The organism is Salinibacillus aidingensis (genome assembly GCF_055393355.1).
The window spans coordinates 2,577,861-2,593,453 of record NZ_AP043759.1 but is presented as its reverse complement, the minus strand read 5'-3'; the positions used below and the strand labels follow the sequence as shown (position 1 = coordinate 2,593,453).

Below are 15,593 nucleotides of genomic sequence, written 5' to 3'. Positions count from 1 at the left end.
CCTCCCTGTTTTGGAAATCTGCCTTACCAATGGTGATTCTTTCTATCTTCATTGTGCAGGGGGGATCTCCGAGTTCCTTGATTTAAAATCTAGTTTTTAGAGAATATAAAAAACCGGCAAACGATTGTCTGCCGGTTTTATATCATTATGATTCCGTAATGTTTTTTACGAACTCAACAACTTCTTCTGCTGTTGATTTTGATAAGATTTCATCCTTGTAAGAGGAAATCTCTTCTTTAGATAGTTTCAGCAGCTGTGAGCGTGCGGGTAAAATAGAGGTGGCGCTCATGCTGAATTCATCCAGACCTAAGCCTAAAAGAATTGGAATCGCAATAGGATCCCCGGCCATTTCGCCGCACATACCTGCCCATTTTCCTTCTGCGTGAGCCGCTTCAATCACATTGCTGACCAGATTTAGAATAGCAGGATGGTATGGTTGATATAAGTATGAGACCTTTTCATTCATACGGTCTGCTGCCATAGTGTATTGGATTAAGTCGTTTGTACCAATACTGAAGAAATCGACTTCCTTGGCAAATTGTCTGGCAATAACTGCAGTGGAAGGAATTTCAACCATGATACCAACTTCGATATCATCAGAAACTTCTTTTCCTTCCTGTTTCAAGTTATCTTTTTCCTCAAGAAGAATGGCTTTTGCCTGTTTAAATTCGTCAATGGTAGCCACCATTGGGAACATAATTTTCAGGTTGCCATAGACACTTGCACGTAGTAAGGCACGTAACTGTGTACGGAAAATATCGTCACGTTCCAGGCAGAAACGAATCGCTCTAAATCCTAAGAATGGATTTAATTCCTTAGGTAAATCCAGGTAATCAAGCTCTTTGTCTCCACCAATATCAAGAGTACGAACAACGACAGGCTTGTCACTGCCTACACCTTCGAGAACGGCTTTATAGGCATCGTATTGCTCCTCTTCTGTTGGAAGACTGCTTTTTCCCATATAAAGAAATTCGGTACGGTAAAGACCTACACCCTCGCCACCATTACGTAGAACACCTTCTACATCATCCGGAGTACCAATATTGGCAACGAGCTCGACACGTTTGTCATCAGCAGTTACAGATGGTTCATCCTTTAATTTGGCCCATTCTGCTTTTTGTTCTTCAAACTGTGCCTGCTTTTGTTCATAGGCCTTTCGTTCACTATCATCAGGATTTATCAGAACTGTACCATCCAATCCGTCAATAATAACCATATCTCCATCATTAATGGTTTGGGTGACTTCCTTTGCACCAACTACAGCAGGAATCTCCAAAGATCTTGCCATGATGGCGGAGTGTGAAGTACGTCCTCCAATATCGGTTGTAAACCCTTTGACGAACTGCTTGTTTAACTGGGCTGTATCGGATGGAGTTAAATCCTGGGCAACCACAACAACCTCCTCATCAATTAAGGCTGGGTTTGGAAATGGCCGTTCTAATAAATGAGCAAGGATTCGTTTGGTAACGTCGCGGATGTCAGCTGCGCGCTCCCGCATATATTCGTTATCCATGTTTTCAAACATTGTGATAAACATATTAGCGGTTTCATCCAGTGCAGCCTCAGCGTTTACCTGATCTGATTTGATTTTATCTTCAATCGGCTGGATTAACTCAGGATCATCTAATACTAATAGGTGAGCAGAAAATATTTCAGCATGTTCATCACCCATTTTTTCCTTTGCATGAGCTTTAATCTTTTCCAGCTCTGATTTTGATTTCTCAATTGCGGCTTCTAATCGTTGAATCTCCTCTTCCGGATTCTGATCTTTTTTCGTCTCAAACGTAAGGTCAGGTGTTTCTAAAAGGTAAGCCTTTGCAATGGCAATCCCATTAGAAGCCGCAATCCCTGTTAATTGACTCATAAAATTACTCCCCCAGGTTTTCATTTTTCATTACGTCAGCGAGTGCGTTAATCGCGTCTTCTTCGTCGTTACCTTCAGCTGTAATTTTAACTTCTGCGCCAGTTGGAATCCCGAGAGACATAATTCCCATAATGGATTTCAGGTTTACTGACTTTTCGTTATATACCATATTTATATCTGAATTAAATTTACCTGCATTTTGTACCAATAAAGTGGCAGGGCGTGCATGAACCCCTTCAGCTGCTGTAATTTTAAAAGTTTTTTCGACCATAGTGATTTCCTCCTATATTATTGTTTCTTTATGTTTGTTACCGAATTCATAAGTGAGCAATGTTATTCATTCTTTTAGTTTCATCTACTTAATGGTAAATATTCTTATACGGTATTTAGGGTTAAAAATGAATTCAGTAGACAAACCTTTAATCACTTCTATAATTTTATCGCAAGGCCAATATGAATATCAATGAAAATCACTTACTTTTCATCAAAAAACGACATTTTGTTCACAAATTGTTCTCTTTACTTGCTTCTATGGTTTCACCTTGCTACGTATATGTTTTTATGCTACATTTAGTAGAGATATAAACATATGCTAAATAGGGATTGAGTGTTTTTATATTACTTTTTTGATATAAGTTGTCCCGCATGTTATTGGAGGTGCAGGAAATACCATGTATGGTACACTGGTTACGTTACTAATTATTGACGCTATTATTATGATTGTTCTCGTTTTATTACAATCAGGAAAAAGTGCTGGTCTGTCTGGAGCGATTTCGGGTGGTGCTGAGCAGTTATTCGGGAAGCAAAAGGCACGTGGAATTGATGCTGTACTTCACCGTGCAACGATTGTTGCTGGAATACTCTTTTTTGTCATTACATTTGCGTTAGGTTATATTGTTCAGTAAACAGCAAGATTTACTTGCTGTTTTTTTATATGTTAAATAAGGTATAGGTAAATACACCGAATTTCCCAGTACTGGTGAGATTCGTGTCTTTCTAATGGGCGAAAAATGATAAGGCGAAAAATTACATAGGCTACGAAAGAGGAGTTGACAAACATGAAAATCAAAACACCTGAACCATTTACATTTGAAGCTGGAAAACGTGCGGTGCTCCTGCTCCATGGATTTACCGGTCACTCTGCTGATGTCCGGATGCTTGGCCGATTCCTGCAAAAGAAAGGCTATACATGTCATGCACCTATTTATCGTGGACATGGTGCACCCCCGGAGGAGTTAATTAAATATGATACAGATAACTGGTGGGAAGACGTTCAGCAGGCGCTGCATCACTTGCGTATCCTTGGGTATGATGAAATAGCTGTTGCCGGGCTGTCACTGGGAGGTGTTATGGGCCTAAAGCTTGCCTATTCTGAACCAATCATGGGTGTTGCACCTATGTGTGCCCCTATGTTCTTTGATAATACCTCACAGCTGTCCAAAGGTTTTCAGCAGTTTGCCAAGGAATATAAACAGCTGGAAGAAAAGGATAGTGATCAGATTAAGGATGAAGTCCGCCAACTGATGGAAAATTCCACACATACATTTGAAAAACTTGGAGAATTTATAACCGACGTTCATGATCATATTGATGAAATTTATACGCCAACCTTTGTTGTTCAGGCCGGAAAAGACGAAATGATTAACCCGGAAAGTGCCAATTACATTCATGATCAGGTAGAAACTGACGAAAAACAAATCAAATGGTATGAAGACTCTACCCATGTCATTACCCTATCCAACGAAAAAGAACAACTATACGAAGACATTTATCAGTTTCTCGAATCCCTCGATTGGACATACTAGGTAGAAAAGCGGAAGGGGGCTGGTTAGAACCGACTGTGTAAGCAGGTCCCATGGAGTGGCGAGTTTTTGGCCATGTAATGGGAATTGCTTACATCAGCGAGGTTCTGGCCCCTGTAGCTGGACAAAGAAAAGCGGAGGCGACCGGTTAGGTCATACGGGATAAGACAAAGACATGGTGGTTTTGCCACGTAATGGCTTTGGCTTATATCCGTTTTGACCTGGGAACCCCAGCTGGACAAAGAACAACGAAGGCGAAAAAGCGATGAAAAACATTCCCCCTTCAAAGGAAGGTGAGAGAACATGAGTGAAATTAAGGAAAAAATTCTTTCCTATTTTAATGAAAATGCCAAACCACTGTCTGTACATGAAATTGAGGAAGTTCTTGAATTAGATGAGAATGTAGAATCTTTTAAAGATTTAGTCAAAACGTTAAACGAACTGGAGCAGGAAGGGGAGCTAGTTCGGACACGTAAAAATCGCTATGGATTGCCTGAAAAAATGAATTTAATCCGTGGAACCATTCAGATGCATGCGAAGGGATTTGCCTTTTTAATCCCTGATGAGGAAGAAAAAGATGATGTATTTATTAATCACCGCGATTTAAATTCTGCGATGAATGATGATCGGGTATTAGTACGGATTGAGTCAGGGGCAACTAGTGGCCAACGCCCTGAGGGAACGGTTATACGTATTCTGGAAAGGAACACAAATCGTATTGTCGGCACTTTCCAGGACAATGGTTATTTTGGTTTTGTCATTCCGGATGATAAACGAATTCCTAACGATATTTTCATCCCAAAAGGCATGACAAGCGGGGCCGTTGATGGCCATAAGGTAATTGTGGAAATTACGAAATATCCCGAGGACCGCATGAGTGCCGAGGGGGCAGTAGTGGAAATTCTTGGTCACAAAAACGATCCTGGCATTGATATTTTATCCGTTATTTATAAGCATGGAATTAAATCTGACTTTCCGGATGAAGTGATGGAGCAGGCCACCCAGGTTCCGGATACCATTGACCCGTCTGAATTGAAAAATCGCCGGGATCTTCGGGATGAATTGATTATTACCATTGATGGTGCCGATGCGAAAGACCTGGATGATGCGGTTACGGTTAATCGACTGGAAAATGGGAACTACAAATTAGGCGTCTATATCGCGGATGTTTCCTACTATGTAAAAGAAGATTCGCCTATTGATAAGGAAGCATTGGAACGTGGTACCAGTGTATATTTAACAGACCGAGTCATTCCGATGATCCCGCATCGTCTGTCTAACGGGATTTGTTCATTGAATCCCCGTGTGGATCGCCTGACGCTATCCTGTGAAATGGAAATCACGGATGAAGGTGAGATTGTTAATCACGATATTTTTCAGAGTGTTATTAAAACAACCGAGCGCATGACTTATCATGATGTAAATGAAATTTTAGTCAATGAGGATCAGGAACTGAAGCAGAAGTATGAGCATATCACACCAATGCTTAAGGATATGGAGGCTTTGGCACAGATTCTCCGGACGAAGCGGATGGAACGTGGTGCAATTGACTTTGACTTTAAAGAAGCTAAGGTCGAGGTGAATGAGGCAGGAGAAGCTACAGATGTCGTGTTAAGAGAACGCTCCGTTGGTGAAAAGCTGATTGAGGAATTTATGCTGGCTGCCAATGAAACCGTAGCTGAGCACTTCCATTGGATGCAGGTTCCTTTTATCCATCGTATTCACGAGGATCCAAAACCGGAAAAACTGGAGCATTTCTTTGAGTTTATCGCCAATCTTGGCTATGTGGTCCGGGGAACCGCTAATGACATTCACCCGAAGGCTTTGCAGTCTGTCCTTGAGGAAGTAAAAGGGACCCAGGAGGACATGGTGATATCCAAACTGATGCTCCGTTCCATGCAGCAGGCGAAGTATGATCCTCAAAGCTTAGGTCACTTCGGGCTGTCAACAGAGTTTTATACCCATTTTACATCACCAATCCGACGTTATCCGGATTTAACGGTTCATCGCCTGATCCGGACGTACCTTGTTGAAGAGAAAATGGACGAGAATACAAGGGAAAAGTGGAAGGATAAGCTGCCTGAGATTGCGAGACACACCTCGTTTATGGAAAGACGGGCTGTCGATGCAGAGCGTGAGACGGATGACCTCAAAAAGTGTGAATTTATGAAGACGAAAATTGGACAGGAATTTGACGGTGTGATTAGTTCAGTTACCGGTTTTGGACTGTTTGTCGAGCTGCCAAATACGATTGAAGGTCTTGTTCACGTCAGCTTTTTAACCGATGACTATTACCACTTTGATGAACGTCATTATGCCATGATTGGTGAACGGACAGGTAATGTCTTCAGAATTGGTGACGAGCTGACGGTTCGCTGTGTCAATGTGAATATTGAAGAGCGTGATATTGATTTTGAAATTGTCGGCATGAAACCGCGAAAAGAGAGACCTGTAAAAGAACGGCCTACGGTGATTAAAACGAAAGAAAAGAAGTCGAAGCCGAAAGAAAGCAAAAACGGTCCTAAGAAGGAGAAAAAGGGCGGTAAGAAGTCAAAGCATAAGCCGTTTTATCAAAGTGCACCGAAAAAAGGGAAAAAGAAGTAAAAAAAGCTGGAACAAATTGTTCTTTTAAGAAGTTTCTGAATTAGGGTTGGTGTTTAAAACCGCTCCGGAAATATACTTCGCTTTCCGCGGGCGGCTGGTGAGCCTCCTCGCGCTTTCGCACTTGTCCAGTTACGGCTCCCAGGCCCAAGCAGTCATAAGCAGAATCCACTACGTGACAAAAAGCGTGTCACTTCATGGATTCTGCTTATGCTGTCGGACCTAAACGGTCGCCTTCACTTTTCTTTGCGGGGTCTCACCTAGGCCTTTCTCCCGCGACGAACAGGACGTTCTAGTGTCGGCGTTGGCACAGGACGTGCCGTTTTTAGCCGACCAGGAGTCTACGTATATTTCCTGCGCTAAAATGGTTTATAAATTTCGTTATATCCACATTAGATTATGGTGAACGTTTCCCATCTGTTTCCTTCCAGACTCCGTGTAATACCCATGGCTTACGGATTTCGAATGAATCAAGGTTTTTTGCCCGGTCCAATCCTTCCTGCATGAAGTCAATCCATAGTCTGTGTTCCGTAAAGTTTGTCTCCAGTTGATTCATAACTGTATCCCAGAAACCAGGCTGTTCAAAGTGATCATTCCACGGATACATCACCATAGCATAAAGCTCTTTCTTCTGATCCTCTTTCATGATAAAGAAACGGGTTCGATCTTTATTGGCGAAAAATAGTGATTCCGCTAAATCTTCGTTTGTCAGGAAGTTATCCTGATAAGGGAATGGATAATAGCACTGATAAGGAAAAACTTCAAAATCACTTTTCTCAAATAAATTTAAAATCTCACGCTTTTCCTCTGTGGTTTCAAGCTGATCCCATAGAGGCCCAGCTGTTCCCTTAACCGTTTCCCCATTATTAAGTTTTACTGGATATAATGGAGGGTGAGATGGAAACCCGAGCTTTTCAAGAACTTTTAAAGCAGGCTTGTTATGAATTTCTGTATTGGCTCCAATCCATTTAATATCCTTTCTTTCTTTTAAATCCCTGATGATATGTTTAAGGAGCTCAGTCGCATTGCCCTTAGCTAAAAAACGCCGATCGCTTCGGAGTCTGCCGAGCATCGCATACTGACGCAAGTAGATGGAGTACCCGGCTACCGTAAGCATCTGGTTTCTATCAAACAGACCGTATAAAGCATGCTCATCGCTATGAATAAGCTTTTGGAAAATCCGGACTACATAATCATCTTCAATCCCTGTCTTCATATTTGTTAAATACTCAAAATCATTGTCATTCAGTCTGCGAATTTGCAACAGTCGATTGGTCATGATGAAGGACCCCCTAAGTATAATTTCCCCTCCTTATATTCTCATAAAGGAAAAAAATAAGTCCATGAAAATGTTTGAAATATGTGAAGAGTTCTTTTACACGCTTATTATAACCTTTGTTTTCTTTTTATGAAGGGTGACTTTTGTGTTAAAATAAGGGGTATGTGACGAATAGGAGGTTTTGCTATGCCAAAAGGTCAAGGGAATGTCATAGCGCAAAATCGTAAAGCCAATCATGATTATTTTATAGAAGAAACGTTCGAGGCAGGTATTGTGTTAAAAGGGACGGAAATTAAATCTGTCCGGGATCGCCGTGTCAATCTTAAAGACTCATTCGCCCGGGTTGAACGTGGGGAGGTCTTTCTTCATAATATGCATATTTCCACGTATGAACAGGGCAATCGGTATAACCATGATCCGGTACGTACGAGAAAGCTGCTGCTTCATCGTAAGGAAATAGACAAATTAGTCGGGAAAACCCAGCAGGAAGGGTATTCGTTAATTCCGCTCAAAATGTACATCAAAAACGGTGTAGCAAAGGTTTTAATTGGCCTCGGTAAGGGGAAGAAGAAGTATGATAAACGGGAAACCTTAAAACGCAAGCAGGCCAAGCGGGATATGGAGCGGGCGATGAAGAATCAGTTTTAACAGGAAGTACCAGCTTCAGCCTGTTGAAAATCGCTGCTGATGTGTTATAATAAGTATTGTCGTTGAAAGAGACGACATTGGCGAACTCAAGGTCGCTATCTCTTAAAATAATCCGGGGACGTTACGGATTCGACAGGGGTAGATCGAGCTTGGGTTGCGTGTCGAGGTTACGTCTCGTAAAACGTTACTCAGTTAAATATAACTGGAAACAATAATAACACTACTCTAGCAGCAGCGTAAGCTCTGCTAGGATCCTTCCTGCTATCGCCCATGTGGCAGATTGAAGGGTCTCAAACTATAGTGGGCTATGCTGTTAGTCGCCGTCTGAGGCTGACAGAAGAATTCTAATCAGACTAGCCACTTGGAAGCCAGTCGTTAGGCTGAAAAGCTGGCGAAGGACAATATAACGACTACACACGTAGATACCCGAGTGACGATATCTCTGGACGTGGGTTCGATTAGACGATAGTCGCCTTATGTGGTAACACATAAGTGAAAATCCGGCTTTATCGGTGAAACCTAAGTCACCATACGGGTGATAAGGCAATACCGAGCAGTATGTGGAGCAATCCAACAGCTGTGTATCGACTTATAGGCTGCCATTCTAAAATGGTAGTACTAGGATGTGAAATGCTGCCGGGGCAACCGGTAAATCTAAATTTCACATAAGACGCCGGAGGACCTGAGGAACAGGTTCAAGATATAGTCAGTGCCATGACGAAAGCATGGAAGTGCACGTCCCACCGTCTCCACCATACATAATATGGTGGTTTTTTTATGTCTAATATTCATAAAACACCTTCTCAATCCTGCTATCTTTGTTTGAAGCCCTCCATTAAACCAGCCATTTATTTGATTTTTCCATTCCAGGTTATGAATCGCTTTTTGGTTTGTTTTTTCCGATTAATAGAGAAACTTTTGTGAATGGGGATTCCACTTATAATTATCCTTTGAGTTCCCGTTTTGAGGAAATGGATACCATTGTTGTTTTTGATGATGTATTGGTTCCATGGGATCGTGTTTTTTTTCTACAATAATATTCAGGTTGCCAATACCTTTAAGGAACAAAGTACATTTCTTCCCTTTACCCTCCACCAAGTGGTATCCAGACAAGTGGTTAAAGTTGAATTCATTCTCGGTGTTGCCCAGTCTATTGTACACACCATTAATATCAGTGAATATCAACATGTGCAGGAGCAGGTTTCAGAAATTATCATAGCTCTGGAATCAATGAAAGCCCTGCTGACCAAGGCTGAGGTGAACGCTGCTATTGATCAATTTGGACTTATGAGGCCTGAGGTAGAACCACTCAAAGTTGCTATAAGTTATTTCCCGAAAGTCTATCCCCGATTAGTGGAAATCATACAGCTGCTTGGTTCCAGTGGGATTGTGATGCTCCCCGGTGAAGAGGACTTTGCTTCGGAAATAAGGGGAGATTTACATCAGTATTTACAAAGCGCAACGAAAAATGCTGCGCATCGGGTGAAATTATTTCGGTTAGCCTGGGATTTAACCATGAGCGCTTTTGGCACACGCCAGACCCAATATGAACGATTCTTTTTTGGAAATCCTGTTCGGCTAACCACTGATTTATATTGGAATTATGATAAAATTCAGGTGCCTGTCACTTTTGCACAAGGGAAAAAGTGACAGGCACCTATTTTTAATATCCAAATCGATTCAGTCTCTCATAGTAGTTTTTAAGGAATTCAAAAAACACCTGCTCTGATGGGGCGACTTCCCGTTTTGATGGCAGGATAATTCCGACGGTACGTGAGACGTTCGGCTCAATAATTTCAATGGATTTGGTATCCCGCATCGGCAGGTCAGTCAGGGTGATTTCGGGAAGGATGCTCACACCAAGTCCGGCCGAAACCAGCCCTTTAATCGTATCCACATCTTCCCCTTCAAAAGCAATTCTTGGCTGAAAACCAACCTGCGTACAGGCCTTCATAATAATATCCCGAATATGATATCCCTGTCTGAAAATGACAAAAGGCTCATGTCGTAATTGCATGAGTCGTAAATAGGGCTCGTTTGTTAATTCGTGACTGGCTGGTAATAAGGCCATCATTTTTTCGGTAAAGAAGATGTGCCCTTTCACATCATCGTGGCTGGTTGGAACAGGAGAAACGAAGGCAATATCGATTTGACCGGAAATTACTGCGTCTGTTAATTCTTTTACGGTTCCCTGATGTAATTGAAAGCCGATCTGCGGATGTTCCTTTCGAAAGGCAGAGATCACATTCGGCAGAGTTTTTGCCGCCAGACTTATCGGAAAGCCGAGCCGGATGGTACCACTTTCCGGATTTAAGAAATCATAAACCGCTTTTTCTGCCTTATCGAACTCAAGCATCGCCCTCTCCACATGTTCAAGGAAAAGCTCTCCGACTGATGTGAGCTGAATCTTCCGCCCCCCGCGTAAAAACAGCTTAACCCCAAGTTCATCCTCCAAATTCGCAATCTGTCTGCTTACAGCTGACTGAGCGACGTGTAATTCCAGAGCGGCCTCACTCACATGCTCCAATTCCGCGACTTTTATAAAATATTTAATTTGCCTGAGTTCCATCCTCTCACCCTTTAATGAACTGTTATCTCATTTTGCGATGAATCATATCTCATATATGTATTGAAAGCATAACAGAAAAATTATAGGATATAAATACCTTGTTGTCGTACTTTTTATAATTTTTTAAATAAATTCAAATTTGTTGGAAACATGGAAGAGACACTCGCATCTGGCGAGTTTATTTTTTCTAAGAACATAAGAATGTCTGCGAGCGATTTTTCTCGATTGGCATTCGGAAGGTTCTATGATTTGATCTGTCAGTTACAGTTCTTATTTAAATCAATGGAAAAGGTGGGATTAAGCAATGATTCAGACAGGGCTTCCGAAACAGCAGGGACTGTATGATCCCAAATTTGAAAGTGATGCTTGTGGTATAGGTTTTATTGCAAATATAGATGGTCACCAAACCCATCAAATGATTCAGGATGCCATTACGATCCTCTGTCGCCTGGAGCATCGTGGGGGGCGAGGATCGGATCCAAATACAGGTGACGGTGCAGGAATCATGATGCAGATTCCGGATGAATTGTACCGGAAAGAATGGAACCAGATGCTCCCGAAGCAGGGAGATTATGCTGTTGGGATGCTGTTTTTGCCACAACAGGAACATTTAAGGAAGAAAGCCGAGTCTGTTATAGAGCGGGTGATAGAAGAGGAACATCATGAACTCATTGGCTGGCGGACCGTTCCTGTAAATGAGTCCATTCTATCAGAGACTGCTGCATCCACCATGCCATACATCCGCCAGGTTTTTATTAAAAAGCCTGAAGAGCTGTATTCTGATGAAAAATTTAAACAATCGCTTTACTTAATTCGGCGCATCATTGAAAAGCGTGTCCATAATATGGAAGAGCTTAAAAAAGGCCCGTTTTATTTTGCCAGTCTCTCTCCTGAGACCATTGTATATAAAGGAATGCTAACCCCGGAACAGATGGATGAATTTTACCTGGACCTAAAGAATGCAGTCGCTAAAACCGCATTTGGTATGGTCCACTCCCGTTATAGTACGAATACGTTTCCTTCCTGGGAGCGGGCACACCCGAACCGTATGTTAATGCATAATGGGGAGATTAATACCATTACAGGAAATGTGAATTGGATGAAGGCCCGGGAAACTGCCGCTGTATCTCATGTTTTTGAGGAACGTCATAAGGAATTGCTGCCGATTATTGATGAGGATTCCAGTGACTCGGGGATGCTCGACCAGACTTTTGAGTATCTGGTGACCAATGGACGTTCCATGTCACAGACGGCGATGATGATGGTGCCTGAGGCCTGGGATCTGAATGAACAGATGCAGGATCCTGAACGGGCCTGTTTTGAGTATTTAAGTACCATCATGGAGCCATGGGATGGACCTACAGCCATTGCGTATACAGATGGAAAGCAAATTGGAGCATCCTTGGACCGTAATGGGCTCCGTCCGGCACGTTTTTATATTACAGAGGATAATCGCATTGTGCTGTCTTCGGAAGTAGGGGTTGTAGATATTGAGCCGGAGCGGATCGTTCAAAAAGGACGACTGGCACCAGGGGAAATGATTTTAGTTGACATAGATAAGCATCAGGTCATGTTTAATGAAGATATCAAACGGGAGATCGCATCAAAATTCCCGTATCGTGAATGGCTGAAGGATTCACAGGTGCAGTTAAAAGGATTACCGGAAACAGACGCCTTTGAGGAAATATCCGAGGATGAACTTCTTCCGTTTCAGCTGGCGAATGGCTATACAAAAGAAGAAATGATGAAAAACCTTTTACCCATGGTCACCGAAAAGAAAGACCCAATTGGATCCATGGGAAATGATACTCCGTTAGCTGTACTATCAGAGCAGCCGCAGCTCCTGTTTAACTACTTTAAGCAGTTATTTGCCCAGGTGACAAATCCACCCATTGATGCCATTCGGGAAAAAGGGGTAACGTCAACGACATCCTATCTGGGTCCCCGTCATAATTTCTTAGATGATGGACCAGAGCACTGCAAACGAATTCGGCTATATACACCGGTTCTGACAAAGCAGGAGTTTGATGCAGTGATTCATAACAGCCGAAGTGACTTCCGCTTTGAAAAAGTATCCATGACCTATCCGGTTTCACACGGAGCAAGTGGAATGGAACCTGCTTTGGAATCCCTTTTTCAGCAGGTGGAGCGGGCTATAGAACAAGGGGTTTCCATGATTGTATTAACAGATCGTGATCTATCGAGTGAGAGAGTGGCGATCCCATCATTATTGGTTGTTAGTGGTTTACACCATTACCTGGTTCGTAAGGGATTACGGACAAAGGCAAGCTTGCTTTTGGAAACCTCTGAAGCACGGGACGTTCATCAGTTCTCCGTCTTAATCGGATATGGTGCAGATATTATTTATCCATATCTAGCTTATCGTTCCATTCAAAACCTGGTGGATTATGAATTTGTTGAGGACTATAGCTACGAGCAGGCCATAGAGCGCTACAGGGATGCAGCCACTTCCGGTATCGTTAAAGTAATGTCAAAAATGGGGATTTCCACCATTCAAAGCTACCGGGGAGCACAGACCTTTGAAGCAATTGGTATTGACCGTGAAGTCATTCATAAGTACTTCTATGGTACATCTTCAAAGATTGGAGGCATTGGTCTCGAAACCATCGCCCAAGAGTCTCTGACCCGGCACCGTATCGCCTATGAAGACAGACGTTCCACATTACCATCCGGTGGTGACATGCAATGGCGTCATGATGGGGAGTACCACGGGTTTAACCCACAAACCATTCATACTCTTCAGCATGCCGCACGGATGAACAGTAAAACCTTGTATAAAAAGTTCTCTGATTTAGTAGAAAACGAAAAAGTGACGTACTTACGAGACCTGCTGGATTTTAATTTTGATAAATCTGAATCCGTGCCACTTGAAGAAGTAGAATCAGCAGAGTCCATTTGGAAGAGGTTTAAAACCGGGGCCATGTCCTATGGTGCTCTCAGTCAGGAGGCACATGAGACGCTGGCCATCGCCATGAACCGTATTGGCGGAAAAAGTAACAGCGGTGAAGGTGGAGAAGATCCGAATCGCTTCACACCAGATGAAAATGGAGATTTTAGAAGAAGTGCCATCAAGCAGGTTGCCTCTGGACGCTTTGGGGTTACGAGTTATTATTTAACCAATGCTGATGAAATCCAAATTAAAATGGCTCAGGGAGCAAAACCAGGAGAAGGGGGCCATCTGCCAGGTAAAAAAGTACACCCATGGATCGCTGACGTACGTAAATCCACACCAGGTGTCGGACTGATTTCTCCGCCGCCGCATCATGACATTTATTCGATTGAGGATCTCGCTCAATTAATCTATGACTTAAAGCATGCAAACACGGATGCACGCCTGAATGTAAAGCTTGTTTCAAAATCAGGCGTTGGAACGATTGCAGCCGGTGTGGCTAAAGGAAAGGCTGATGTCATACTTATCAGTGGCTATGAAGGGGGCACGGGTGCCTCTCCTAAAACAAGTATACGTCACGCAGGATTGCCATGGGAGCTTGGCTTAGCCGAGGCTCACCAGACCTTAGTTTTAAACGGGTTACGAGAAAGAGTTCGTTTAGAGACAGACGGTAAGCTTATGACCGGTCGTGATGTGATGAAGGCTGCCCTGCTTGGAGCCGAGGAATTTGGCTTTTCAACGGCGCCAATGGTCGTACTTGGCTGTATTCTGATGCGTGCCTGTCACCTGGATACATGCCCTGTTGGGATTGCGACACAAAATCCTGCGCTTCGGGACAAATTCGTTGGTAAGGCTGAACATGTGGTGAACTATATGCGTTTTGTTGCTGAAGAAATGCGGGAGATTATGGCCCAATTAGGTGTCCGCACACTAGATGAACTAATCGGACGCACAGATTTATTAACTCTTAGTCCCAAAAAAGCGGACCATCCAAAGGCTGATCAGCTTGACTTTGAACCATTGTTATTCACTGCGGATGCTGACTGGCTCGAAGCTGAGCGGAAAGAAGTAAATGTTTTTGATGAACAGCATATGGATACGTTTCAATTGATCCCGCAATTGGAGGATGCATTAGAGTATGAAAAGCCGCTTCAGTTAGATCTGCCCATAGAGAATACAAATCGAACAGTGGGGACCACACTTGGATATGAAATCTCCAGGCGCTACGGTGAAGAAGGTCTTAAGGAGGATACCATTGACCTTCGTTTTACAGGATCAGCGGGTCAGAGTTTTGGTGCGTTTGTTCCCCGCGGTGTAACCATGCGTGTAAAAGGGGATGGAAATGACTACACAGGCAAAGGATTATCCGGTGGCAAGCTCATTTTCCGCCCAAATTTACCTTCTGCATTGCATCGTATGGAAGAGGTCATTATCGGAAATGTTGCCTTATTTGGTGCCACATCTGGGGAAGCCTATATCAATGGTGGTGCAGGTGAACGCTTTGCCGTCCGAAATAGCGGTGCACATGCTGTTGTCGAAGGTGTTGGAGATAATGGATGTGAATATATGACAGGCGGTCGTGTCGTCGTTCTCGGTTCTATTGGGAAAAACTTTGCAGCCGGAATGTCAGGTGGAATTGCTTACATCTGGGCGAACGATATCAAGGAAGTAAAAAAGAAATGTAACAAAGAACTGGTATTATTCGAAAAGCTCGATGATCGGGAGGAACAAAATGCAGTGAAAGAGATGCTGCTTAAGCACGTGCAATATACAGGCAGTAAACGGGCGAAGTATCTCTTGAATCATTGGGATGCTGCAGTTCGCCAATTTGTGAAAATTATACCTGAAGAATATAAATCAATGCTGGCGCGTGACAAAGATTCGAGTCATGAAAAAGTGGTGCAATAAACGACAAAGGA

9 protein-coding genes, 1 other RNA gene and 1 pseudogene are annotated in these 15,593 nt (G+C 42.9%); 7 read left to right on the top strand and 4 right to left on the bottom strand.

Translation table 11 applies throughout. The annotated features are described in order from the left end of the window. Positions 1-145 precede the first annotated feature (145 nt). Complete coding sequence (ptsP, locus tag ACZ5OK_RS13765) at positions 146-1,864, bottom strand: phosphoenolpyruvate--protein phosphotransferase (RefSeq protein WP_343842383.1); 1,719 nt, start codon at positions 1,862-1,864, stop codon at positions 146-148. A gap of 4 nt (positions 1,865-1,868) precedes the next feature. Next, positions 1,869-2,135, bottom strand: coding sequence for a phosphocarrier protein HPr (locus tag ACZ5OK_RS13760; RefSeq protein ID WP_343842386.1), 267 nt, complete (start codon positions 2,133-2,135; stop codon positions 1,869-1,871). Positions 2,136-2,535: 400 nt separating this feature from the next. Here ACZ5OK_RS13760 and secG point away from each other — a divergent pair, with 400 nt between their 5' ends. From secG to rnr, 3 genes are all read left to right on the top strand, one after another. Next, the gene (gene secG, locus ACZ5OK_RS13755) at positions 2,536-2,769 is read left to right on the top strand and encodes a preprotein translocase subunit SecG (protein ID WP_343842388.1); all 234 of its coding nucleotides are present in this window, start codon (positions 2,536-2,538) and stop codon (positions 2,767-2,769) included. Positions 2,770-2,922: 153 nt separating this feature from the next. Further along, positions 2,923-3,669 carry an alpha/beta hydrolase gene (locus ACZ5OK_RS13750; RefSeq protein ID WP_343842391.1) on the top strand — a complete coding sequence of 249 codons (747 nt, stop codon included), beginning with the start codon at positions 2,923-2,925 and terminating at the stop codon, positions 3,667-3,669. 300 nt (positions 3,670-3,969) lie between these two features. After that, positions 3,970-6,270 (top strand): ribonuclease R, encoded by a 2,301-nt coding sequence (gene rnr, locus ACZ5OK_RS13745; protein WP_343842394.1) that lies wholly within the window; start codon positions 3,970-3,972, stop codon positions 6,268-6,270. A 394-nt stretch (positions 6,271-6,664) separates the two neighbouring features. On the opposite strand, the gene ACZ5OK_RS13740 is transcribed toward rnr, so the two are convergent. After that, a complete protein-coding gene (locus tag ACZ5OK_RS13740; protein WP_343842396.1) occupies positions 6,665-7,546 on the bottom strand; it encodes a GNAT family N-acetyltransferase in 882 nt (293 codons plus the stop codon). 186 nt (positions 7,547-7,732) lie between these two features. Between ACZ5OK_RS13740 and smpB the strand changes: the two genes are divergently transcribed. The 3 genes and pseudogenes from smpB to ACZ5OK_RS13725 form a co-directional block, all read left to right on the top strand. After that, entirely contained in the window at positions 7,733-8,194 is a 462-nt protein-coding gene (gene smpB / locus ACZ5OK_RS13735; protein ID WP_044163128.1) for an SsrA-binding protein SmpB, read from the top strand. Between the two features lie 122 nt (positions 8,195-8,316). Continuing rightward, positions 8,317-8,655, top strand: a transfer-messenger RNA (tmRNA) gene (gene ssrA / locus ACZ5OK_RS13730). Between the two features lie 378 nt (positions 8,656-9,033). Next, positions 9,034-9,844: pseudogene (locus ACZ5OK_RS13725) on the top strand (4-hydroxyphenylacetate 3-hydroxylase C-terminal domain-containing protein); the annotation flags it as partial. A 13-nt stretch (positions 9,845-9,857) separates the two neighbouring features. Here the strand turns inward: ACZ5OK_RS13725 and ACZ5OK_RS13720 are convergent. Next, positions 9,858-10,763, bottom strand: a complete 906-nt coding sequence (locus tag ACZ5OK_RS13720; protein ID WP_343842401.1) for a LysR family transcriptional regulator — start codon at positions 10,761-10,763, stop codon at positions 9,858-9,860. A gap of 304 nt (positions 10,764-11,067) precedes the next feature. On the opposite strand from ACZ5OK_RS13720, the gene gltB reads away from it, so the two are divergent. Further along, positions 11,068-15,582, top strand: coding sequence for a glutamate synthase large subunit (gene gltB, locus ACZ5OK_RS13715; RefSeq protein WP_343842404.1), 4,515 nt, complete (start codon positions 11,068-11,070; stop codon positions 15,580-15,582). Positions 15,583-15,593 lie beyond the last annotated feature (11 nt).